The sequence below is a fragment of the Vibrio parahaemolyticus genome (assembly GCF_900460535.1).
Classification (GTDB): Bacteria; Pseudomonadota; Gammaproteobacteria; order Enterobacterales; family Vibrionaceae; genus Vibrio; species Vibrio parahaemolyticus.
The window spans coordinates 2,783,501-2,808,800 of sequence record NZ_UHIL01000001.1 but is presented as its reverse complement, the minus strand read 5'-3'; the positions used below and the strand labels follow the sequence as shown (position 1 = coordinate 2,808,800).

The window sequence follows — 25,300 nt, the reverse complement described above, 5'->3', positions numbered from 1 at the left end:
TTTTACAAAGCTGCGTCTGCAGCCAAAATTTAAAAACTCTTCAAGCGTGATGCTTCTACATCAGCTCTGTATTACTTCCACGGTTTACGGTAATTCACTCCCTGCAAATCAAGCAGCGGTAGGTGTCCTTTCAAACGTGATAAATAGTCGGTCCAGTCTCGGTGTTGCTTGTCTGTCCAACATGCTTCTGCCATTGCGGTTAAGCGCGGGAAGACCATGTAGTCCATGCGAGACTGGTTGTTGATGATTTCACACCACAATGCGGTTTGAATGCCCCAAATGCGTTTACGTATTGGATCGTCGGCTGGCACTTCAGCGAGTGGTTCATAGTTGTAAGCTTTTTCTAGCGGCAACGGGTTAGCCCAATCCACGCCCGGTTCTTCTGGTGCGTAATCTTGGGTCATATCTAAGTAGGTGGTTTGCGCTGGTTGTAGCACCACATCGAAACCTTGGCGCGCGCAGTTCAACGCCGCTTCTTCGCTTAGCCACGAATAGATCACTGTGTCTTTGCTGACTTTGTCGCCATGCTGTGCTTCTTCCCAACCCAGCATGCGCTTGCCAAGTTTGCGCAGTTTGTCTTCGGCATGACGCAAGAAGTGCCCTTGTAACTCTTTGTAGTCGCTGTAACCCAGTTGTTCCATTAGTGCTTGGCACGCTGGGCTTTTTGACCATACGCCGTTAGGTACTTCATCCGCACCGATATGAACATAAGGGGCAGGGAACAACGCGGAGACTTCCTCCAACACTTTGTCGATAAACTCATAGCTCCCCGGCAGAGCTGGGTTAATGACATTGTCGTTGTAATGCTGAATGCTGCGGTATTCAGTGGTATCTTCTGTTTCTACCAATAGGTGTGGTAACGACTTGATGGCAGCTCGGCAGTGGCCTGGTACATCGATTTCAGGGATAACAGTGATGCCTCGCTTTGAAGCAAAGGCAACCACGTCTTTGATGTCTTCTTGAGTGTAAAAACCGCCGTAACGCTCAGCAAGGTGCGTGTACTGTGGCTCATTGGTTTCATCCAACCCACGCCATGCGCCAATATCGGTTAGTTGAGGCAATGATTTGATCTCAATTCGCCAACCTTCATCATCGGTAAGGTGCCAATGGAATGTATTGAACTTGTAGTGAGCCAATTGGTTGATCAAACGTTTGACTTGCTCAACGGAGTGAAAATGGCGAGCACAATCTAGCATCATACCGCGGTAACGAAAACGTGGTCGGTCTTTGATTGAACAGCAAACCACTTCCATTGAGGCTGGTTGATCGCCAACTTTGATCAGTTGCAATAACGTTGCACAAGCATGGGTAAAACCAGACGAAGAGCCTGCTTCAATTTTGATCGACTCTTCTGCTACCTTCAGCTTGTAAGCGCCTTCATCCAAGGTTGGGTTGCCTTTGAAGATGATCTGACTGCCATTGTCTGATGCGAACTCAAATTGATGAATGCGCTTAAGCTCTTCAAGTAACCACTCTTTAGCTGAATTGGCTAGGTTTGAATAAACCGCAACGCCAGCGTGATGATTAAAGCTAAAGCAGTGATCGCTGACTTCTATATGGTTTGGTTTTGGCAATAGAGGCTGCGCATGCGTCAAGCTGGAAGGGATCTCACTACGTTCACGGTACGGTGAAGCCAATACGATCGGCGTGACATCGACTTGAGCTCGCTGAAGGTTGCCGTTGACTTCAAAGTTGACCAAGGCTTCATTGAATCCATCAGAATAGTAACGGAATGGATTCGAACCAATACTGAACTCGCAGTAAAAATGATGGTTAGCTGCCAGCACCAACCCTTCTGGTTTGAGGGTGCAGTAGCTGCCAACTTGCTTGAGCTGACCATTCGAAATACTATCCGGCAGAATGTAGCGATCAAAAGCAAAAATCAGGCTCCAATTGTGGAGATCTTGATCGCTCAAATTATGGAAAGTCAGTCCGAAACGGCAGTTTTGCTTTTGTTCTGATAGGACGACGAGATCAACACGATATTCCATATCTACTCCTACGCCGCACTGAGCGAGTAAAGGTTATGTTCAGGTTTACCTGCAAACATAATTGCGCCTTCAATCGCGTCAAACTGTGGCTCAACAACCCATTGCTGAACTGGTGGCGAAAGCCAACGTAAAATACGTTCAGCAATGCTGCCCATTAAACAAATACGCGTTGCGCCGCGCTTGTTTAATGCCACGAGAAACATTTCTATATCAGCTGCAGTTTGCTTCAGCATCTCAATTGCTAGTGCATCACCTTGTTCTGCATGTTGGAAAATCGCAGGAGAAAACTGGCCATAATCACGAGGAAGCGCTTGTTTAGACCAAGCCACCACGTTATCAACGTCATTTTCGAAATGCGCCATGACGTGTTGTGCTAGAGGCGTTTTCTCTCTGATGCCATCTTCTGCTAACAAAACTTGTTGAACTAGGCGAAGCCCCATCACTGCGCCGCCACCTTGATCCGAAATCGGGAATTCACGACCACCGACAACGTGCTGCTCCAATCCTTTAAGGTAGATGCCACAAGAGCCCGTTCCTGCGATCATGATTGCGCCATCTTCGCCATTGTGTGCACCAACGCACGCGCCGTAAGCATCAGTATTAAGAGTCATACTGGCAAACGGATGAGGAAGAGACATAAAGGCTTGCCAAGATGCTTTGTGCTCAGCACCTGCAAGGGCTAAGCCGACATGCATCGATGTAAAATCTTGTTGTGTCAGGCCACCTTGCTCGGCAGCTGAAGTGATGGATTCAAGAATCGAAGCCATTGCAACTTCAGTACCTAGCATGATGTTGGCGCTGCCGCTTTTGGCCTCGCCAAGAAAATTACCTTGTGAATCTTTGATCCTGGCTCGACATGACGTGCCGCCACCATCGATACCGACAAAATACATCCCCATGATTATTGTTCCTTAATATTTTTAGAGGTTGCCAACTGAGAAATATGCTGAGCTTGACTCATTATCGCGAGTAAGTACCAAGCGCCATGCGGGATCCATTGTTCGCCCCAGCGCCAGTTTTGTAACATGTCGTCTTTTTGTGCTGGTGGGTTAAATGCGATGTCTTCCTCGTCTTCAAAGCCGCCAGTGATTCCGTTACACACACCGCCTTTAGCGTTGAAGAAACCATATTGAGGAAGGTAATCAGGGTTGTTACGACCGTGGCCATCAAGCATGCACATGTCGTATGGGTTTAAGCCTACAATCCAGTTCAATGCATCTTGAGCAAACACGGAAAGTTGTTGCTGTATTTCTTGCGACGCTATATGCGGTTGAGCGAGATACGCCATGGTCGCGAGTGAGCCCAATCGAGCATTCTCGCCTTGCCACCAATAGCCGGATTCATTGTTGTGTGCGACAAAAAATGCATCGCGTTTTGACTCATTTACGCCTTTAACATACTGGCGAGGGTAACCGAATGGGTTGGTCACTTTATTCGATATTTTGATCTCAAACTCACACGCTCGGTTAACGATGCGTTTTACCGATTCTGTCTGTACGGAGTCGTCTTCAATTGCTAGGTATTCGCATAGAGCAATAACTGGTAGACCTGCTTCGGCAGCGTGAAAGTATGGACGACTGCCGTCTTGGTTTGCTGACCAGAAGTGTTGAATCTGCTCGTCGCTCATTTGGCGGGCAACTAAGCGTTGTGCCCACAAACGGCTCTCTTCCAAGTAGCGAGTTTCTTTGGTGGCTTTAAATAGTTCTACACTAGCTAGTAGCGCACAGTATTCGTCGATAATGTTTTCTTCACCATCATTGAGGTACTGCGTATTGTGCTCTTTTAAGTGCCAGTAACCATTTTCAGCAGCGTTGCGGTATTTCTGTTGATCGTATTCGCCGTGAACACCTAAACGCGACGCCGCGGCCAGAGCTGCGATGGCGACACCGCCACCTTGTCGAAAGCCTGCTTGGTAGTCGTCAAATTTGTGACCAAGTTGCGTTTCGTAGGCACAGATTTCTCGTTGCGCAGTATCTTTGCTCCACTTATCAAAGACCGTCATGTAGAAGAAGCCTTTTTCGTTTTGCATACGAACAAGGAAGTCTGCACCGAACAGGGCTTCTTCAATAAGACGTGTACGTGTGAAGGCTGCAATGTCTTCGCTTCCTTCAAGCAATGAAAGCCCTTTTAGGATGTTCCAAACCACCATTGGAGTTTGTTGAGGGTTCAAATAATTAGCGTATGAAAGATGACTTAAATATTTACTAACGTCTCCAGATGCGTCGTACCAGCCACCGTGAACATCAGCCGTCTGGTTGGCGTTGAGCACTGGCACTTGTCGATCTTGTTGATCGAAAACCCCACCGCAACGTTGTGATTTGAAGTAGTGGATCACATCTGACAGGGTTTGCTCCAACAGAATATGTTCGCCAACAGTGAAAGAGGAAGAACGCGAATCTTCCACTTGCAGGAAATAGTCGCCTGAATCTGTGAAAGATGAAAAGTCTATGAGGTAGAAATAGCCCTGATGCCAGTTCGCCACTTTACCTTGTTCTTCAACCGCAAAAGTTGCCACTGTTTGCTCGCTAGTGGCACAAATCAATTGAGCAGTGTAAGAAGACAAGTGTGGTTGTTCGGTCTGGATAATGGCTTTTTTGGGGCCCAGACGTTCATAACCAATGTGGTTAGTCAGTAGCAGCATTCAATGTCTCCGGGAAACGATAAAAACAGGAATGGGCCAGGCTGAACCTGACCCTCGTTATGATTAATCTTCAAATAAGTAACAGCGGACAAAGTGGTTGTCGGACAGTTGAGTGACGCCTGGTAGTCGTTCGCGACATTTGTCGGTAGCGTGTACACAACGTCCTGCAAATGGACAGCCGACAGATTCTGGTGTCCAAAGTGGGATTTCCCCTTTGTTGCCTTTCAGCTTCTCGTGAATAGACTTCGATGGATCTGGAACCGCAGACACCAACAGTTGCGTATATGGGTGTTGAGGATCGTGAATGATTTCTTCAGTATCGCCCCATTCAACCATGTGACCTACGTACATGACCGCGAGATCTTCAGCAATGTAACGCGCTGTTGCGATGTCGTGAGTGATGTAAAGCAGAGACATTTGTTTCTCGAACTTCATCTCTTCCATCAAGTTCAGAACTCCGGCACGGATTGATACATCGAGCATCGATGTTGGCTCATCCGCCAATACCACTTCTGCACCTACTGCGATGTTACGAGCTAGGTTTACACGTTGACGCTGGCCGCCAGATAGCTGGTGCGGGAACTTTTGCGCCGTTTCTTTTGGTGGAATAAGACCAACTTGTTCAAGTAGGTCGTACACACGCTCTTCCAGTTCTTTCTTGTTGCCCGGTGCTACTTTCTTATGAATCAGCAGCGGGCGCGCAATATGGTGGAAGATATTGTGCGTTGGGTTTAGCGAGCCAAACGGGTCTTGCCACACCATTTGTACGCCTTCACGATACGCCATCAAGTCTTGTCTTGAGGTGATGTCTTGAATATCACGTCCTTTGTACTCAATGATGCCGTCAGTAGGTGCGTACATTTTTGCAATCATTTTAGCGGTGGTCGATTTACCTGAACCAGATTCGCCCACTACTGACAAACCGCGGCTTTTGTACATTTTGAAAGATACGTCGTTGATAGCACGCATCTTTGACTGCTTGATTGAGTTACTGTTTAACGGGAAGTCCTTAACGACGTTTTTACCCTCAACCAGCAGTTCGCCGAGTTGTTTGCTCATAATTCTCTCCAGTGTAATTTTGTTCTTAGCTAGCGTGACTTCTGGTTTTAAACCTTGGCTTGAGCAATCGTATCGCCGTACAAGTGGCAGTTTGAATAACGACCAGGTTCAATTTGACGCAGCTGAGTCGGTACTCGTGTACAAGCTTCGTGGACTCGGTCACAGCGAGCTTGGAAGCGGCAGCCTTGAGGAATCTCTAATAGGTTCAAAGGGTTGCCTGGAATACCAGTCAATTTGGTCTTAGGACCAGTTAGTGGAGGGAAAGAGCTACCCAAACCTTTGGTGTAAGGGTGGTAAGGACTTTCCAGAATTTGTTTCGAAGGTGCGACTTCAATCAATTCACCAGAATACATGATGCCTATACGGTCAGAAAACTCGACCATCAGCGACAAGTCATGAGTAATGAACAGAATTGAGAAGCCAAACTCTTCTTTAAGCGCGTAAATCTTTTGCAGAATTTCACGTTGGACCACCACGTCTAGTGCCGTAGTTGGTTCATCCATGATGATCATCTTCGGATTCAGAGCCAGAGCAATAGCGATAACCAAACGCTGACGCATACCACCAGAGAACTGGTGAGGGTAATCGCTCAAGCGGCTAGGGTGAATATCAACAATTTCCAATAGGCCTTCAGCGCGAACTCTTGCTTGAGCTCGAGTGAGTCCTGTGTGGCGCATGATTACGTCACAGAACTGTTCTTCCATAGTGAGAACTGGGTTCAGCGCGTTCATCGCACTTTGGAATACCATCGACATTTCACTCCAACGGAATGATTGCATGCGTTGATCACTGTATTGGAGGATGTCTTCGCCATTGAAGATAACTTCACCTCCGGTGATAAACGCTGGCGGCTTATGTAAGCGCATGAGCGAGAAAGCAACGGTTGATTTACCACAACCTGATTCACCAGCCAGACCAAAGACTTCGCCCGGTGCAATATCAAAGCTTACGTTGTTACAGGCGCGGACATCGCCCGCATCTGTAATGTAGTCTACGCATAGGTTACGGATAGAAATTAGTGGTGCAGTCATGATTATTTATCTCCGCTCCATAGTGCATTTTGCGGTGCCAATTCAGGCTCACGCTCTTTCTTGTCTTTTGCTGCTAGTTTTTTCCAGCGTTTCATGCCTTTGTGAGAACGAAGCTGAGGGTTCGCAATTTCGTCAACGGCAAAGTTCAACAGAGCAAGGCCAGTAACCAGTAGTGTCAGTGCAATACAAGGTGCGAGTACTTCCCACCATGCGCCAATCAACATTGCTGAAGATGTTTGTACGTTGTACAGCATGATGCCCCAGCTGATGGTGTTTGCGTCGCCAAGACCCAAGAACGAGATAACGGCTTCGGTGTTGATTGCCAGCATTACTGAACCGATGAAGCTTGCACCTACGATAGGAATTAGGTTTGGCAGAATTTCAACGAAGATGATGCGGAATGGAGATTCACCCAAAACTTCGGCTGCTTTAACGAACTCTTTCTCACGCAGTGCCATGGTTTGCGAGCGAACAACACGAGCGCCCCAAGCCCAAGAGGTACCTGCAATAATTAAGGCAATGGTGAGAGGACCTGCCTCGCCAATGAATGCCGCCAATACAAACAGCAATGGATATTGAGGAATTACCAGCATGATGTTCATTGCAGCACTCAATACGTCATCCACTTTACCGCCGAAGTAACCTGCCGAGATACCAATGACCGTAGCTAGGAAACACACGATGATGCCAGCACCAAAGCCTACCCCTAGTGATACGCGAGCACCGTAAGCCACTTGTGACCAGATGTCGCGGCCCATACGGCTAGTACCTAACACGTGATCTGCTTTTTTAGACATAATCAGCGTGCGACGATCGTCTGCTAGGTTCTTAGCCACCCATCCATCAGGGCTACTTTGCGCTTGTTTCACAACAAAGCTTGGGTACTCATGAGGATTACCAGTACGCTTGTCTGGTGCGTGTTTTGTAATTAATGGTGCTGCCACTGCAACGAAGATGAAGATCGTGATAATGGCTAAACCAATACGTGCGAACGAGTTGCCTAAAATCAGTTTGAATAAGTTTTTCATGATTATTTGCCTCCCTTGCGTAGGCGAGGGTCTAGAATCATGTACAGCATGTCAGCCATTAAGTTGAAGCACAGCATGAACATCGTCATGATAATTAGCTGACCTTGAAGTACTTGGTAGTCACGTGCGTGGATAGCGTTCAGTAGAACAGTACCTAGGCCTGGGTAGTTGAAGATCATTTCGATAATCAACTGACCACCGATTGCCATACCTAGAGACATTGAAAGTGCAGTCACACTTGGAAGTAAGGCGTTACGAGCGGCGTAGTTAAATACCACACGGTTTTCGCTTAGACCCTTACCTTTAGCCATAGTGATGTAGTCTTCAGCTAGAAGGTTGATCATGTTGTTACGCATGTTTACTAGGAAGCCACCGATTTGAACAATCGTTGCACAAAATAGAGGCAGTACCGCGTGGTAACCAACGTCTTTAATGAATGCCCAGCTTGACCAATCTGGCACGGTGCCTGGTGTATAAGCGTAGCCAGATGGGAACCATTTCAAGCCAATTGAAAAGGTAAACAGCGCTAGCATTGCGATAACCATTTGTGGGATAGCTTGGATGATCAGTGTGCCTGGTGTTACGAAGGCATCGTAACGACTACCACGTTTCCAAGCGGCGAAGATGCCAAGAACTGATGCGATTGAGAAAGAAAGTACAACCGCTGTACCAGCTAGGAACAGAGACCAGCCAAATGCACTGCCAAGTAGAGAGTTTACTGAAAGCGGATAGAACTGAATTGAAGTACCTAGCTCCCAGCTTAGAATGTTTTTAATGTAGGACAGGTATTGGATGTAAATAGGACCATCAACGAAACCTAGCAATTCTTTCATTGCTGCGATTCGCTCTGGCGTTACCTGTACTGAAGCGTTCGCAAACATCATGGTAACTGGGTCACCAGGCATTGCTCGCGGAATAATAAAGTTTAACGTCGCCGCAACTAAGAGCGCGACAAGATAGAACGACAAACGTCTTAAAAAATAACCCATAACTCACACCTTACTCACCCAGATTTTTTCCCTGTTTCTGGTTTCAGGTCGCCCCTAGCGAAATTTAGAGCGAAAAATCCCCTGACGACGAGCGCCACATATTGGTTTCGTTATTAGGGGATTTTTATAGGCGGCACACGGGATGTGTGCCGCGAGAAATGAACTTCTACTTATTTAACTGGTTTTAGGTCCAGTACGTGAAGTAGACGCTCTGGGATACCAGCCCAAATGTTTGGACGGCCCTTAGGATTTTCTTCGTTCCACCAACCAGTGAAGCGAGTTGTGTTGTATTGGTACATGTAAGCGCCAGACAACACAGGGATAGTAACTTGATCCTGAGCGATGATTTGCTGGATACCATGAGCGATTTCTAGCTGCTCTTGCTTATCAGCTGTTTTGTAGAAGCTGTTAAGTAGACTGTCTAGCTTGTCATTCTTGTAGAAGTGCATCGCGAAACGAGGCATACCATCGCCAGATTGTAGCTTCGAGTTGTAACCGCTATCCCAGTACAAGTGTGGATCTGCACCGTGGAAGTAGTTGGTGTAAGCAACGTCGTAAGTACCTTCTAGCATTGCTTGGTTGTACACAGAGAAGTCTGGAGTACGAGCACGTGCTTTAATACCAACTTCAGCTAGTTGCTCAACCGCTAGTTGTACGGTGTTGTTGAAGTCCGTCCAACCGTTTGGCGATTGAATTAGAAGCTCAAAAGACTTACCTGATGGTGTGTCTACGAAGCCATCTTTGTTCACGTCTTTGAAGCCAGCTTTCGCTAGAAGTTTCTTAGCACCTTCAACGTTGTACGTGTTGTAGCCTTTGTACTTGTTGTGAGTTGCTTCGTCAGACCAAGCTTCGAATGCGTAGCCAAGGCCAGATGCGAAGTCGTTCACTGTACCGCCACCGTAGAATGCGATGTCGATGATAGTTTGACGGTCAAGCGCCATAGAGAACGCGCGACGGAAGTCAACGTTTGTTAGTGCTTCGTTCTTAGCAGCGTCTGGGTTTTTGAAGTTCACTACGAACGCTTGAGTACCTGCTGGCGGGTACCAGTAGTGATGGTTCGGGCTTGCTGCAGCGTAAGTACGGTCAATGTCAGGAACGAATGAAGAAGTCCAGTCCATCTCGCCGTTAACAATCTTACCTAGGAATTGGTCGTTGTTTGCGATTTGAGGTACACGTAGACAGTCAACATCTAGGTTGTCAGCATCCCAGTAGTTCGGGTTTTGACATTGGATGTACAATTGTGGAGTGAACGTATCGATCACTGTGAATGGGCCTGAACCTACAGGATTTTCGTTAGTAAACGTTGCTGGATCTTTCACTTTGCTCCATACGTGCTTAGGTACAACTGGTACTTTAGCAATTTCGTAAGGAACGTTAGAGTTTGCTTCGCTTAGACGGAATTTAACTTGGTAGTCGTTAACTTTCTCAACACCAGTAACCCAAGAGTTGATGCCTGACTGGTCTAGCTCAGGTTTCTCTTTTACTAGGTTGAAAGAGTAAACAACGTCGTCAGCAGTGAATGCTTGACCATCAGACCATTTCACGCCTTTACGGATATCGAAAGTTACGCTCATTAGGTCGTCAGCCATTTTGAAGTTTTCAGCTAGACGGAATACCGGAGTGTTACCGTGCATTTCGTTGAAAACAACTAGTGGCTCGTAGATGAAGTCGGTTGTTGTGTGCAAGTTAGTTGCACCCAAGAAAGGGTTAAAGTTACGAACGAAAGTTGTAAACTCTTTAGGGTGGATAGTCAGTTCACTGCGTTCAGCCGCAGTAGCTACCGATGCAAAACCTGTAGTAGCTGTTGCAATAATTGCTGTTGCTAGTGCTGTTTTTTTAATATTGGCAAGCATAGCTGTTCCTTACTATTTGCTTTCATTTCACTAAATGGAATTGAATGTCATCAATTGATAAACACTCTCCAAGACCTACCTCTTCGTTTTTCGTTACTTACGCTTTTCACATTAAGTCTCGTTAAGAGTGGCCTGTAGGCCTTAGGCAGGAGTAAGAAAACACCTTATCCATAAAATAATCAAACTCGATTCCCGTTAAAAACGTTAAAAACACACCCGCCCACGTCATAAACGTCATTTTGTTTGCTTTTAGCTCGTTCTTGGTTGAAAAGTGAACATTGATATGTGTCGCAGTTTATATCCGTGTTTTGTTTGTGTGTTAGTGGATGCTAACGTTTAGGTGTAAGTGTTTAAAGGGTTCTTTCTGTCTATCTAAGGTTCGGAGATCTAGCTCACATGCGCTGAAAGCGTTAATTAATCAGGTGAAATTTAATCTGCCGTTCTGTTGTGATTGACTTCGCAATCTCTGTCAATTGTTGGTCAATTTCCGTTTGGAATATGAAAAATCGTCTTTTTTACCAGCGAAATTAAGGGGGGGGGATTATGCTTTTTTTACAAGAAAAATGAAGTCTAATTTCCCATTTATCAAAGAAGAATGGCGGATTGATAAATAGTGCAATACAACACTTTTTAACTACGGTGTTTTTTCGTTTAAAGAAGAGGAGAGTTCCGTCGAAGCTGCTAGGAAATTAGCTCAATTAAGAAGAGTGCTTGAGGCCGTCGCTAAGATTAATGGTGTTTGTGAAAATGTCAGCTCGTACTAGTTCGTTGAGTGCATAGGAGCATACATTCACCGTTTACATGTCATGCATTTTGTTTTTTGAAAGGTGAGAGTGCGTACCACCCATAGGCAGAAAATAATAGGTATAAAAAGCCCCGCATTGAGCGAGGCTTGTATTTTATGAGAGGTTTAGCTAGTGAGCAGTCTTTGCAATTTATCGCGCTGCGCTTCGATGTAAGCACGTTCAGGGCTCTGTTCTTTACAGTGTTCAAGAATAAACTCAATCGAACTCAGAACCGTTCTCCAGCGCGGTGTTTTAGGCAGAGTTTCAATACGCATGTATTTATCGAGCGTGCGGGTTTGCAGTGTGCTTCGGTCGAGGTAGACGCGCCACAGTCCACTTTGTTCGGCAAACGCAAATTTACTTTCACCCGTAACAGACTCCCAATAGTCCAATGCATGCGTCATGGCATCGACCAACACTTCACGCATCAAATCTTGCTTATCTTTTTTGTTGCCCAAAGCCTTATCAGCCAAACGAGTAAACTCGCCACCAAGCTCTTTGAGTTTCTGCAACTGGTCTCTATCACCATCGAATGCATAACTTGAGAGTACTTCTACCGCAGTTTCTAGGTTATGAATACGCGCGGCGTTAGCTCCACCACCGACATTAAAGATGTACATCACATCTAAGCCAGAGCCTTCTGGCAGTTTTAGAATGTCGGCTTCAATGTTTTGACGAATATCCTCGATGTAGATATCAATCTTGCCGCAATAATGAGGCTGCTTCACCGTCAAATATTTTGGTGCGATCAGTTCGTCAGCTGATGAGCGTTTAAGTTGCTCTAAACTGCGTTTGAATAGCTTACAAGCCGCTTCGTTGGCAAAACGAATACGCTGATCTTCTCGCAGACAAATAATAGCTTCCGGTGCAGATTCTAGCTGTTCCAACAAACGACCTTGAGTTTCAAGAAGGCTTGCTTCGACGACAGCTCGCTGTCTAAGCTCTGACTCCAGCACTTTGTTTTCCATATGGCGCATTTCCGCTTTACTTGCTGTTAAATGCGCTTGGATACGTGCCGCCAACTCTTGTTTGTTGAATGGCTTCGATAAGTAGTCATTCGCGCCTGCTTCAAAGCCTCTCACACGGTCTTCTGTTTGGCTGAGAGCGGTGAGCATAATGATCGGTAGCTCAGCATGATCATAGGTTTCACGTAGTTCACTACATACTTGGTAGCCGCTCATGCCGGGCATCATAATGTCGAGTAACAGCAGTTCTGGCTTTTCTTGTTCAACCAGAGCCAGCGTTTCTGGGCCATCTGAAACGGTACGAACGCGGTATCCTTCTAGGCGCAAGAAGCTTTCCAGTACTCGCAAGTTAACGGGTTCATCATCTGCGACGTAAAGCAGTGGGCCATCAGGATTCTCTGGTAGCGATAAGTCGTCGCCATTTTCCAAATTAATCTCAGGAATTTGAAAGTGCCCGCGCGCCACTAAGGTTTGAGTTGCTTGGATTTCCTCTTCGCTGGCCAATGGCAGTGTGAAACTAAACGTGGTGCCGACCATCGGCTGGCTGCTCACGTAAAGTGAACCGCCCATCAACTCAATCAGTTGGCGGCTAATCGATAGTCCCAGTCCCGCACCTTGACGATAGCGACTTGCATCTTGGCCAGCTTGAATTAAAGGCTCAAAAATATGCTCAAGATGTTCTGCTGGAATCCCCTGACCAGTATCGACCACTTGCACTCGGACGTGATCGTCAACAATGGTAGCGGAAATGACGATCTTACCTTCTGAGGTGTATTTAATGGCATTGCCAATCAAGTTATACAGCACTTGCTCGAGGCGTTGAGGATCGGCCGAAACGGCTTTCAGGTCGGCTGGTACTTGGTTGATGATGCGAATGGTCTTATTGCCTAGCAGGTGATTAGAAAGCTCAAGCACCAAGCGTGTTGCACTGGCTAAGCTTACTGCCGATTTTTGGATATCCATGCTGCCATAGCGCATTTTGTGGTAATCCAATAAATCGTCTACGAGGTTAGCTAAGCGTTGACCACTTTTGATAATGATATCAAGTTGGTATTTTTGACTGGCGGGAATGACTCCATTTGCTCCTGACACAAGGGTTTCTGCTATCCCAACCATGCCATGTAGCGGTGTACGCAATTCGTGCGAGGTTGTTGCGAGGAACTCATCTTTCAGTTTATCAGCCAGTTGCAACTCATCATTTTGCTTCTGAATCAGCTTGATGTTGCTTTCAAGTTCTTCGTTTTGCTGTTTGATGGTTTGGATTTTTTCTCGAATCGAGCGCTGCATACGTTCGAAGCTGATAGCCAAGCGACCGATTTCATCTTTACGTTCGGTATTGAATGTCGTTTCGTCGAGGTCGCCAGCGGATACTTTCTCCGCTGCCCAAGTCAGTTTCAGCAGTGGTGATGTAATGAAGTTGGACAAATAATGCGATGCAATCACCACAAGAATGATCGCGATTAGCATGGCGATAACGAAGAGTTTTTCCAGTTGATGAATGCGTGAAAACGCCTCTTTTTCTGGAAGTTGAACCACGAGCGCCCATGTAATGCCGCGTGTTTGAATTGGGGCAAATGCAGCGATAATTTCTTCGCCAAGTCCATTGGTGTAGGTGCCAACGTCGGTTTGTCCCGCTAAAGCCTTATCGATGACTTCAAGACTGTTTTGAATACTGTCTTGCTTGGTATTAATCGTACGCGGTTGTTGATCGCTGCCAACCAGTAGAGTGTTGATGGACGATTCACGGTTTTTATCTGCGATAAGCTTGGTAATGCCGTTGTTTGGTAAACGGAACATAGCATAGCTGTGCAAATAGCCTTGCTGAACGATAGGTGCACCAAGCCAAGCGACTTGTCGACCATGTTCCAGTTCAAAATCAGAAATAATGACGGGCGTATAATCTTCATTCACTTTGCGGCGTTCGTTGACGTCATCAGCTAGACGTTTAAAGGTTTTACCTAATGCCGAGTCTTTATAGCGCCCCGTTAGTAGGTTAGTACCGTAGTTGTCGTCTTTGTTGATGGAATAGGTCACGTTGCCGTTAATATCGACCAGCAAAATATCATTAAAATCTGAGCGTTTGAGTAGCTCCAGATACGCCCAGTGATAACGTTTGTGGAGTAAGCGATAACGTTCACTGCCGACATAATTTGAGGACTCCGGCAAAATCGATGTTTTGATTTGGTCACCGCTGCCTTCGATATAACGTTGCTGAGCATTTTCACGTGCTTCTTCAATATCATTGCCTAAACGGCTAAATGCATTGACGAGGCCGTAAAAACGACCACCACTGGCATACGCGAGCTCAGAGCGTACAAATCCCATGACTTCGGTTTCTTGCGCTTCGAAGTAGTCGAGGATCTGTTGTTGTTTGGTATCACGAACAGAAAGCAGATGTGAAGTGCTCTGTTCTTGCAGATCTTTACTATGGGATTGCAGGAAAAAAATCGCAGTGATGGTAAGAGGCGTAATGCTGAGGACAAGAAACGCAGTCATCAGCGTACTCTGAAGGCGCTTAAATTTCTGTTTTTTGTAGAATTTAAACATGGATAAGATTACAACTCGTAAAGGGCTCGCACGGGTTGAAGGTGCTCGCCTAGGTTCTCGTTAAAAACGGATAAGAAGTTAAATTCGATAGAATTAACAAAATTAACGAGTTTTTTTTCTTTGACAAGAAAGTTAGTTGCAAAGCGTGCAGAGTCACGCAGTTTTTCTTACAAATGGGGCAATTTGAGGTAAGAAGCGCGCAGGTTCTTGCCTGCGCGGCTCACAATTACGATTTTTTCGCGTAGTAGATAGAGAACTTATTGGTCTTATTTAGCGTCTCGCAATTATTGAATGCGTTCTCAATAATTGGTGGGTATTTCAAGAAGCTGTTCGCAACAATGATCATCTCACCATGGTTTGAAAGATGTTGTGGCGCGTGACCTAACAGAGTTTCAGCCGCGTTGTAATTGGTGTCTAAACCACGGTGGAATGGTGGGTTGCTGATGATAAATTGGTAGTCTTCGGCCGTATCTGAGTAAATGTCAGACGCAAACACGCGACCAGACAAACCGTTGGCTTCAAGCGTTGCTTGGCTTGAGGTGATGGCATACGCGTTGATGTCACACATCTCAATCGCAACTTCTGGGTTTGCTTTCGCCATGAACGCGCCTAAAACACCGGCCCCACAACCAAAATCGAGCACTTTGCCTGACAAGTTAGGTAAGGTTTCCAGTAGTAGACGGCTGCCTAAGTCAAACTCACCATGACTGAATACGCCCGGTAAACTTTTTACTGTAAGTGACTGCTCACCAAGGGTTACCGTGTAAGACTTAAACCACTCTTCTTGATTGAATGGTTTTGGCTCATTTAAGCAATTACCCCAGTAGAAAGAGCAGCGGCGAGCCGAGTCGTATTTGTTCACCGGGCCATATTCTTTGAACATCTTTTCAATGCTCTTTACGCCGGAACGGTTTTCACCGACAACCACAATCTCCGTGTTCACGCCGAGTTTAGCCATGAGCATGGCAAGCAAATATTCGGCTTCTGCTTTCGCTTTTGGCCAATACAGCAGGAGCATGTCGGCTTGAGTATCCACATCAAATTCAGAACCAAAATGGCTTTTTATTTTATCTGAGTGACGGATTTGACGGAAATAGCTGTAGTTTGAAGTAAAGACTTCGACCGATTCACAGTGTGCGGTCAGTTCCAGAGGGAACATATCTTCGACTTCACCTGCAACTAAAACATGTTTTCCGTTGAAGTACTCTAGCTGACGCTGAGCGATTTGGCTTGGAGCGATATAGGCAGACATAAATTTGGTTCATCAGAAATAATTAGGGCCAGATTTTCGCACAATCTGGCCCAAGCTTGAAGCTGTTGCTTACTATTCAGTGGCGGCTAGCTGTTGTCTTGTTGGTTGAGGAAGTCTTTGAATTCCTCTTCATAGATATTAAACAGCACCATGGTGACCGCAAAAATCAGTGGGCCATAAATCAAACCAATCAAACCAAATAAGTGCAGACCACCTAATAATGAAAAGAAAATCATTAAGGTATTCATGCCTGCGCTGCCTTGCATCAACAATGGACGCAGCAAGTTATCAATCGAACCGACGATGACTACACTCCATGCGGTTAGGAAGATTGCCCACGTCATATCACCGGTGAGGAACAAGTACGCGGCGGCTGGTATCCAGATCAACGCCGTACCGACAACTGGAATGAAGGAAGCAAAGCCCATCATGGTGCCCCAGAATAGGCCAGGGAAGCCAGCTAGCCACATACCGATACCGCCCGCTAAGCCTTGCGCGATAGCCGTTAAAAAGGAGCCCATGACTGCGGACTTCGAAACTTGTTCTATCTCGGTCAAGATTCTATCTTCTTGGCTACGAGAGAGTGGCAGAATATGTCGAATTGCCGAAATGATTTTGTCGTGGTCACGTAATAGGAAGAAAAGCACAAACAGCATCAGGAAAAAATCCATCAAGAAGTTTGTTGCATCACCCAGAATTTTCGCACTGATAGCGACAAGGTTTGAACCAAAAGTGGTAGCAAATTGCCCGATTTTTTCGGCGATGGCTTTTGGCTCGATTTTATCGAAAGGTAAGTACTCATTAACAATGGATAGACCTTTGATAACCCAAGGATGTTGGAAGATGTCTTGAATGCCACCATTGGTGACCCATTTGTACGTGTTCTGAGAAAAAACGGAGCCTTGTTGAACAATTGCAGCAAACACAAACAGTAGTGGAATGACAATAATGAAGGTCAAAACTACGCACGTGAGCAGCGATGCCGAATTTTTGTGTTTTGGCATTTTACGCTCAAACCACTCATGCACAGGAAACATAAGCAGTGAGATAATGAAAGCCATTACGATCGAATTGATGTAAGGCTCGACCAATAAATAGCAAGCAAAAGCAGCGGCGAGTAGAGCGATCATTAATACACGATGACTCGACGTGATTTTTACGTTGTTTGGCATGAGATAAATCCAACTTACGGATGACGTTTACAATGGCTCGCGTTGATATCAGCGCGAAACCTTTATTACTTTGCACCGGCTTTCCTTTCAGCCTTATGACACAGCTGAATTGGGAAGGGGTAAATGACCTTGTTATAATGACCACAAATCAGATGGTTATCAATCAAGAGATGAAAAATGGGTTGTTGTAACGGCGATAAGAAATGTAAATCTGAGAAGAAAACCAAACGTATTCCGTGGTTTGGCATTGTTCTAGGCGTGTTAGCTGTCTTGGTAATTTTGAACTGGCAATAAAAAAGGACCTTCCGGTCCTTTTCTTATAACTTGCGTATAGCGCTTATTTTGCTTCTGCCGCAATGATTGCAAAACAGCGATCCGCCGCTTCTAGTGTCGCGTCGATCTCTTTTGAACCGTGCGCTAGAGACGTAAAGCTTGCTTCGAATGCTGATGGCGCGAGGTATACGCCGTGATCTAGCATTAAGTGGAAGAAACGCTTGAATCGTTCGATGTCGCACTTAGTTACGTCTTCGTAGCAAGTTACTGTTTCTTGGTCAGTGAAGAAGAAGCCGAACATGCCGCCCACTTGGTTAACAACTAGTGGGATACCGTGTTTTTCTGCTAGAGACTTAAAGCCATCTGCCAGTTGCTTAGTTTTAGAAGCTAGGCGTTTTTCATTGCCTTCTTTTAGAAGGTTCAAACAGGCAAAACCTGCAGCCATTGCCACTGGGTTACCAGAAAGCGTACCAGCTTGGTAAACAGGGCCTGTAGGCGCAACGTATTGCATCACTTCTTTACGGCCACCGAAAGCTCCCACTGGCATACCGCCGCCGATTACTTTACCTAGCGTGGTTAGATCTGGTTTGATGTTGTAGTGTGCTTGTGCGCCGCCAAGTGCAACACGGAAGCCTGTCATTACTTCATCAAAAATCAGCAGTGCGCCTTCTTGATCACAGATTTCACGCAGGCCTTCGTGGAAGCCTTCTACTGGTGGGATACAGTTCATGTTGCCCGCCACTGGCTCAACGATGATACATGCGATTTCACCTTTGTTCGCTGCAAACAGTTCGCGTACAGAATCTAGATCGTTAAATGTTGCTGTTAGCGTGTGCTTAGCAAAGTCTGCAGGAACACCTGGAGAGCTTGGTTGACCAAGGGTTAGTGCACCAGAGCCTGCTTTTACTAGTAAGCTGTCTGCGTGACCGTGGTAACAACCTTCAAACTTCATGATCTTGTCACGACCAGTAAAGCCACGAGCGAGACGAATCGCACTCATGGTTGCTTCTGTACCAGAACTTACCATGCGGATTTGTTCCATTGATGGTACGAGTTCAGACACTAGCTCTGCCATCGCGATTTCCATCTCTGTTGGTGCGCCAAAGCTAAGGCCACGTTGTGCAGCGTCGATGACCGCTTCACGGATAACGGCGTGGTTGTGGCCAAGAATCATTGGACCCCAAGAGCCAACGTAATCAATGTACGCTCTACCATCGGCATCAAAAATCAGTGCACCGTCTGCTCGTTCGATAAATAGCGGAGAACCGCCAACGCCGTTGAATGCACGAACTGGTGAATTTACACCGCCAGGAATGGTTTGCTGAGCTTTTTGATACAGCTCTGATGATTTGGTCATGGGGTTATCCTCTTTTGATTGCTCGGACCAAGTGGGGCGCATTGTACCTAGCTATAATCAAGTTAGAAACGTTTTGCTTAATTTATGTGTTGTTTCGCAGTGTAATCTTACATATCAGCGACCAATCTAAAGAATCGGCGGCGAATACTTGAACGAGTTTGTCAGGTATTGGATAATCGTCCTCAATTAGCACAAATTTGACGTCTTGCTCCAGGCTTGACGCATTACACGAGTGAGAGAGGTCTTCGTGAGCGAAGTAAACGTACCATTATCTTTTTCTGATGCTGCAGCATCTCGCGTTAAGGCACTGATTGCAGAAGAAGAAAACCCAGCATTGAAATTGCGCGTATACATTACTGGTGGCGGTTGTAGCGGCTTCCAATACGGCTTTACTTTCGATGAGAACGTAAATGACGGCGATACAACCATCGAAAACAGTGGCGTGACACTGGTTGTTGACCCAATGAGCCTGCAATACCTGATTGGCGGCATTGTGGATTACACCGAAGGGTTGGAAGGCGCTCGCTTCTTCGTTAACAACCCGAATGCAACAACCACATGTGGTTGTGGTGCATCATTTAGCGTGTAATTGACGCGATGACAGGCAGCCTATTGGCTGCCTGAGTTTTACGTAGCAGGATGTCACGTAAACATGCTCTCAGCGCTCCGCAGGAGAGAATAATAAAAAGGACTTTGTATGTCTGGAACTTCGTTTGGGCGACGTTTTGTCGAACGTCCGTGGCTAGTATCTCTCATCCTTATTTTGCTACTTGTTGCTTGGTTGGCTGCTGGGCAGCTCAAAGCACAAGGTGACCACACCTCATCCCCATCTCTCCAATCTGAAAACACGCCCTTAGCTAAGGTGATGTTTGATACTTTCACCGCAAAACCTACCAGTAAAACGATAGAACTTTATGGCCGAACCGCACCTAATCGCCAAGCTCGTCTTGGTGCAGAAGTGGCCGGCAAAATTGTCAGTCTCAACATCAATAAAGGGCAACTTGTTAAGCAAGGACAAGTGATTGCTAACATTGATAAGCGGGATTTGGACAGTCAGCTCAAACGCGCTCAGGCCATGCTGCGAGTGAAAGAAAAGGAGTTTAATGCCGCAAAATCGCTCAAAAGCAGGGGGTTACAAGGCGAGGTGGCCTTTGCGACTGCGGAAGCCGCGTTAGTCGATGCAAGAGCGAACCTCAATAATGTCCAAACCGCTGTCAAGAATACCGAAGTTAAAGCGCCCTTTGATGGCATTGTTGATCATCATTTTGTCGAAGTGGGTGACTTTGTCGGTGTGGGCGATCCAATAGCGACAGTGATTGATTTAGAGACTCTGGTCATTGAGGCCGACGTTAGCGAGCGCCATATCCAGTATCTTAAAGAAGGTCTTCAAGCGGATGTCAGAACGATCAATGGTCAGCATCACTTGGGGACTTTACGTTATATTGGTCGCGTTTCCTCCGTATCGACCAATACGTTTCCGATTGAAATCGAAATAGATAATCGTAATTCGCTCATCCCTGCGGGGATCAGTGCGGAAGTGCAGCTCCCTTTGAATGAAGTGCTAGCGATTAAAATTACCGCTGCAATGTTGGCGTTAGATGAAGAAGGGAATTTAGGTGTCAAAACACTGCAAGATGAACACGTTAAGTTTGTTCCTATCCAGTTAGTCAAAGCAGAAGAAGATGGCGTTTGGTTATCAGGGCTTGGCGAGCAAGCGGACATCATTGTATTAGGACAGGGGTTTGTTCGTGATGGCGATACCGTGATTGCGAATAAAGTCGGTGATGTCGCTACCGATGCGGCCGAAAAATAGGGAGGCAGCATGTTTAGTATAATTGACGCTGCGTTATCCCGATCAAGAACGATGTTGACCTTGTTGGTGATGATCCTCATCGCAGGGGTCATTACTTACGTCACCATCCCAAAAGAATCTAGTCCCGATATCACTATTCCTATCATTTACGTCTCTGTGGGGCATCAAGGTATTTCTCCAACTGATGCTGAGCGTTTACTGGTTCGTCCTATCGAACAAGAACTGCGCTCAATTGAAGGGGTGAAAGAGATGACATCGGTTGCCTCCGAAGGCCACGCCTCAGTCACTTTGGAGTTTAGCGTTGGCGTGGATCTCGATAAAGCGATGGCGGATGTTCGCGACGCGGTCGATCTGGCGAAACCTAAGTTACCTGCAGACAGTGATGAACCGACGGTCAATGAAGTTACTTTTGCTTCAGAGGAGCCAGTTTTAACCGTTGTGCTTTATGGCACGGTGCCAGAGAGAACCATTGTTCAAATCGCACGAACGTTGCGTGACAGATTAGAAAGCTTCCGTCAGATCTTGGAAGTCGATATTGCTGGTGATCGTGAAGATATTGTCGAGATCGTGGTTGATCCCCTTCTAATGGAAAGCTATGGATTGGATCAGGCCGATATCTATAACTTGATCGCACTAAACAACCGAGTGGTTGCGGCTGGTTTTGTCGATACTGGATATGGGCGCTTTTCGGTCAAAGTTCCGTCGGTGTTTGATTCTCTGAAAGATGTTCTCGAATTGCCTATCAAAGTGAATGGCAAAGAAGTGATCACCTTTGGTGATGTGGCCACAGTTCGCCGAGCGTTTCGTGACCCGGAAAGCTTTGCCCGCTTGGATGGTGAGCCTGCCATTGTGCTTGACGTGAAAAAGCGTGCTGGCGAGAACATTATTGAAACCGTCGCGTTAGTTAAAGAGGTGATTGCTCAAGGGCAACTGCGTGCAGAGTGGCCAAGTAATTTGCAGGTTAAATACACTTGGGATCAGTCGGATGATGTCAAGCTGATGCTTAGTGATCTGCAAAACAACATTCTCTCGGCAATCATTTTGGTGGTCATCGTTATTATCGCGATCTTGGGGGTAAGAACGGCATTGTTGGTTGGGATCTCTATTCCAGGCTCTTTCTTAACGGGGTTGTTAGTCCTCTCGGTTTTTGGTCTTACCGTAAACATCGTGGTGCTGTTTGCCTTAATCATGGCGGTCGGCATGCTGGTGGATGGTGCAATCGTCGTCACTGAGTTTGCCGATCGGAGAATGCAAGAAGGCACGCCGCGTAAAGAGGCATACCGAGACGCAGCCAAACGCATGGCATGGCCGATCACCGCCTCTACCGCGACTACGTTGGCGGCATTTGCTCCGCTTCTTTTTTGGCCGGATATTACCGGTGAGTTTATGAAGTACTTACCGTTAACGCTAATCGCGACGTTAGCGGCGTCATTGGTGATGGCTTTGCTATTTGTGCCTGTTATTGGCGGCATTATTGGTAAACCTCAGGTTATCAATCCTAAAGCCCAACAAGAAATGGTGGAGCTACACAACGGAAACTTTGAGAAAGCGACAGGAATTACCAAGCTTTATTACAAAACCTTGTTTGTGGCGATTCAACATCCTTGGAAAGTGCTGCTGAGCGCGGTATTGCTGGCGGGTGGTGTTGGATTTACTTACAGTAAAGCGGGGTTAGGAGCTGAATTTTTCCCTGAAGTCGACCCGCCATTTTTCACCGTAAAAGTACGCTCTTACGGGGATCTTTCCATTAATGAGAAAGATATCGTAATGCGAGAAATTGAAAAGGTCATGCTGGGTCATGATGAGTTTGAAAGTGTCTACACTCGCACTGGATCGAGCGATAATGGTGACGAAATCGGTCAGATTCAAATAACTCCTGTGGATTGGCAATATCGTCGTAAAGTCAAAACGATCATTGAAGAACTAAAAGCTACCACCGACCAATTTTATGGCGTTGAGTTAGAGTACAAATTCCCGGATGCCGGCCCTCCGGTTGAACATGATTTGGTGATTGAAGTTTCTTCTCGAAGTATGAGTATAGGCGAGCTAGATGACGCCGCGAAGCTAGTTAGGCTTTGGGCAGATAGCAACCCAGCACTGACTAATTTGAGTGATACCACCAATAAAGAGGGGATTGACTGGCAAATTGACATTCGACGCGACGACGCTTCTCGTTTTGCTGCCGATGCAACTTTGGTGGGAAATACAGTTCAATTTGTCACGAATGGTCTGAAAATAGGGGACTATTTACCTGACGATGCGGATGAAGAAGTCGATATTTTGGTGCGCTACCCACAAGAGAAGCGAGATATTGGTCGATTCGATCAGCTAAGAGTGAAAACCGCTGCAGGTTTAGTGCCTATAACCAACTTTGCTCAAATTAAGCCAGACCACAAGCAAGATACTATCCGTCGTGTTGATGGTCATCGAGTTATCAACATTAAAGCGGATATGGTGGAAGGCTACAATTTGGCGCTTGAGTTACCAAAAATTGCGGCTGAAATGGAACAGCTCGGTTTACCGGAAGGCGTTGAATATAAGATTCGGGGTCAAAATGAGGAGCAGGAAAACTCATCAGCATTTTTGCAAAACGCTTTTGTTGTGGCTCTTGGCGTCATGGCGCTCATTCTCATCACGCAGTTCAACAGCTTTTATCAGGCATTTTTGATTTTGAGTGCGGTGCTGTTTTCAACGGTCGGGGTTTTTGCTGGGTTGCTTATTTTCCAAAAACCATTCGGCATCATCATGTCTGGCATTGGTGTGATTGCCTTGGCTGGTATCGTAGTTAATAACAACATTGTACTGATTGATACTTATAACCAAATGCGAAAAAGAGGACTGGACAAAGCAGAGGCTATCCTGCGGACCGGTGTGCAACGTTTGAGACCGGTGCTATTAACCACAATTACGACCATTTTAGGGTTGTTACCGATGGTTCTAGAAATGAACATCGATTTAGTTAATCAAAAAGTCGAATTTGGTGCGCCGAGTACGCAATGGTGGTCTCAGTTAGCGACGGCAGTAGCAGGGGGATTAGCATTCGCTACGTTGTTGACGTTGGTGCTTACGCCTTGTTTGCTTATGTTGGGAAGAGATCATCTTGCTAAGCCCGAACCTGGTGAAAGCGAAGAGGCAGCGTAATGCTGCCTCTTTTTACTTTTCCGTTTATCTCATTGCCAGTAACTTACTGTAACGATCCAGTTTGTCCATACTGACTTTTGCATTCGCCATGAAGGTTTGTCTTGCTTTACCTGTTAACGATTTGGATTGCGGCAAATTCACTGTTCTTGGGTTTTTGTGCACGCCATTTACTAGGAACTCATAATGTAAGTGAGGTCCTGTCACTCGACCTGTTCCACCAAGCGTACCGATAGTTTGACCTTGTTTAACACGTTGACCCGTTTTGACTGTGCGCTTCGTTAAGTGCAGATACTTGGTAATGTAAGTATTGCTGTGCTTGATGAACACGTAGTTCCCGTTGAACTTGTTGTAAGCCGATTTTTGCACCACACCATCACCAGCGGCCCAAATTGGCGTACCAACAGGTGCTGCGTAGTCAGTGCCTCGGTGAGGACGTACTCGCCCCGTCACTGGGTGAAGACGACGTGGGTTAAAGTTTGAAGTCACGCGACGGAAATCCAGTGGAGCGCGCAAGAAGGCTTTTTTCATCGCTCGGCCATTTTCGTCGTAATATTTGCCCGTTTTTTCATCTAAAATAGCCGTAAACGTATCGCCCTGGTTTTTGAATATCGCAGCGATGATTTTTCCGCGACCAATGACTTCACCTTCTACAACTTCTTCTTGATACAGCACTCGGAAAGAGTCGTTTTTGCGAATATCGAGTGCGAAGTCGATATCCCAGCCAAAAATTCCTGCTAGCTCCATGATTTGGTTGCCATTCAAGCCAGACGAAATTCCTGCGTTCCAGAAGTTGGATTTGATGGTTGCCTCGGCGTAGTTGAATTGGTAATCGACCTCTTTTTTATCGACCTCAGAAACGTATTTGCCGTCTTGCAGTTTGATGCGAAAGGTTTCGAATGCGCTTAGCGTACGGCGCAGTTGAACCAAGTCGTTTTTCTCATCAAAACCAAATTGCAATTTATCGCCCGGACGAAGACGAGTTAACTGCTGTTCAATTTCTTTATCGGAGGACACTAACTCGTGCAGTAGACGAGCAGAGAGTCCCACTCGATTAAATAGAATGGCGGCGCTCTCGCCATTTTTTACTTTGTAAGTTTCCCAGCGCAAAACCGAAGACATCTGAGAAGATCCATTTAATGTCGTCAATTCAAGTGAGATCGGCACAGGATAGTGTTGACCAACTTTTAATCGGCTTTGTTGCGGGTTGAGGTCTTGCGGATCGGGCAGAAAGAACAGTGCAATGATGATCAGAGCACTAAAAAAACCGATCAATACTTTGTGCAAGAGTGGAAGTCGGACAAAAATCGAATGCATGAGGTACTTGATTGCTAAATTAAACGGAAAAAGTGACAACTACCTAGTCTAACGTGTTTCAAAATGCATCGCTATTCAAGTAATATGTT

At 46.1% G+C, this 25,300-nt stretch carries 16 protein-coding genes; 3 read left to right on the top strand and 13 right to left on the bottom strand.

The window, feature by feature from the left end:
- Window positions 1-71: 71 nt before the first annotated feature.
- From DYB02_RS14320 to hemL, 12 genes are all read right to left on the bottom strand, one after another.
- Window positions 72-1,991 carry a beta-N-acetylhexosaminidase gene (locus DYB02_RS14320; RefSeq protein ID WP_029804687.1) on the bottom strand — a complete coding sequence of 640 codons (1,920 nt, stop codon included), beginning with the start codon at window positions 1,989-1,991 and terminating at the stop codon, window positions 72-74.
- Window positions 1,992-1,999: 8 nt separating this feature from the next.
- Entirely contained in the window at window positions 2,000-2,890 is an 891-nt protein-coding gene (locus DYB02_RS14315; RefSeq protein WP_005461250.1) for a glucosamine kinase nucleotide-binding domain-containing protein, read from the bottom strand.
- A 2-nt stretch (window positions 2,891-2,892) separates the two neighbouring features.
- On the bottom strand, window positions 2,893-4,632 hold the full coding sequence (locus DYB02_RS14310; protein WP_029804689.1) for a glycoside hydrolase family 9 protein: 1,740 nt from the start codon (window positions 4,630-4,632) through the stop codon (window positions 2,893-2,895).
- 63 nt (window positions 4,633-4,695) lie between these two features.
- Window positions 4,696-5,691 carry an ABC transporter ATP-binding protein gene (locus tag DYB02_RS14305; protein ID WP_005461254.1) on the bottom strand — a complete coding sequence of 332 codons (996 nt, stop codon included), beginning with the start codon at window positions 5,689-5,691 and terminating at the stop codon, window positions 4,696-4,698.
- A 47-nt stretch (window positions 5,692-5,738) separates the two neighbouring features.
- Window positions 5,739-6,722, bottom strand: coding sequence for an ABC transporter ATP-binding protein (locus DYB02_RS14300; RefSeq protein ID WP_005461267.1), 984 nt, complete (start codon window positions 6,720-6,722; stop codon window positions 5,739-5,741).
- Between the two features lie 2 nt (window positions 6,723-6,724).
- A complete protein-coding gene (locus tag DYB02_RS14295) occupies window positions 6,725-7,750 on the bottom strand; it encodes an ABC transporter permease (protein WP_029804690.1) in 1,026 nt (341 codons plus the stop codon).
- Window positions 7,751-7,752: 2 nt separating this feature from the next.
- On the bottom strand, window positions 7,753-8,739 hold the full coding sequence (locus tag DYB02_RS14290) for an ABC transporter permease (RefSeq protein WP_005461259.1): 987 nt from the start codon (window positions 8,737-8,739) through the stop codon (window positions 7,753-7,755).
- A 170-nt stretch (window positions 8,740-8,909) separates the two neighbouring features.
- The gene (locus DYB02_RS14285) at window positions 8,910-10,592 is read right to left on the bottom strand and encodes an ABC transporter substrate-binding protein (protein ID WP_005461274.1); all 1,683 of its coding nucleotides are present in this window, start codon (window positions 10,590-10,592) and stop codon (window positions 8,910-8,912) included.
- A gap of 910 nt (window positions 10,593-11,502) precedes the next feature.
- Complete coding sequence (locus tag DYB02_RS14280) at window positions 11,503-14,889, bottom strand: hybrid sensor histidine kinase/response regulator (RefSeq protein ID WP_005461251.1); 3,387 nt, start codon at window positions 14,887-14,889, stop codon at window positions 11,503-11,505.
- A gap of 226 nt (window positions 14,890-15,115) precedes the next feature.
- Complete coding sequence (rsmC, locus tag DYB02_RS14270) at window positions 15,116-16,141, bottom strand: 16S rRNA (guanine(1207)-N(2))-methyltransferase RsmC (protein ID WP_029805011.1); 1,026 nt, start codon at window positions 16,139-16,141, stop codon at window positions 15,116-15,118.
- An 86-nt stretch (window positions 16,142-16,227) separates the two neighbouring features.
- Window positions 16,228-17,313, bottom strand: coding sequence for an AI-2E family transporter (locus DYB02_RS14265; RefSeq protein ID WP_005461253.1), 1,086 nt, complete (start codon window positions 17,311-17,313; stop codon window positions 16,228-16,230).
- 337 nt (window positions 17,314-17,650) lie between these two features.
- Window positions 17,651-18,943, bottom strand: a complete 1,293-nt coding sequence (hemL, locus tag DYB02_RS14260) for a glutamate-1-semialdehyde 2,1-aminomutase (protein WP_029805009.1) — start codon at window positions 18,941-18,943, stop codon at window positions 17,651-17,653.
- A 247-nt stretch (window positions 18,944-19,190) separates the two neighbouring features.
- Here hemL and erpA point away from each other — a divergent pair, with 247 nt between their 5' ends.
- The 3 genes from erpA (at window position 19,191) to vmeK (ending at window position 23,897) form a co-directional block, all read left to right on the top strand.
- Window positions 19,191-19,532, top strand: a complete 342-nt coding sequence (gene erpA, locus DYB02_RS14255; RefSeq protein WP_005461279.1) for an iron-sulfur cluster insertion protein ErpA — start codon at window positions 19,191-19,193, stop codon at window positions 19,530-19,532.
- A gap of 108 nt (window positions 19,533-19,640) precedes the next feature.
- Window positions 19,641-20,756 (top strand): multidrug efflux RND transporter periplasmic adaptor subunit VmeJ, encoded by a 1,116-nt coding sequence (gene vmeJ / locus DYB02_RS14250; RefSeq protein WP_029805005.1) that lies wholly within the window; start codon window positions 19,641-19,643, stop codon window positions 20,754-20,756.
- A gap of 9 nt (window positions 20,757-20,765) precedes the next feature.
- The gene (gene vmeK, locus DYB02_RS14245; RefSeq protein WP_029862340.1) at window positions 20,766-23,897 is read left to right on the top strand and encodes a multidrug efflux RND transporter permease subunit VmeK; all 3,132 of its coding nucleotides are present in this window, start codon (window positions 20,766-20,768) and stop codon (window positions 23,895-23,897) included.
- Between the two features lie 24 nt (window positions 23,898-23,921).
- Here vmeK and shyC read toward each other — a convergent pair whose 3' ends face one another.
- On the bottom strand, window positions 23,922-25,211 hold the full coding sequence (gene shyC, locus DYB02_RS14240) for a peptidoglycan DD-endopeptidase ShyC (RefSeq protein ID WP_005490383.1): 1,290 nt from the start codon (window positions 25,209-25,211) through the stop codon (window positions 23,922-23,924).
- Window positions 25,212-25,300 lie beyond the last annotated feature (89 nt).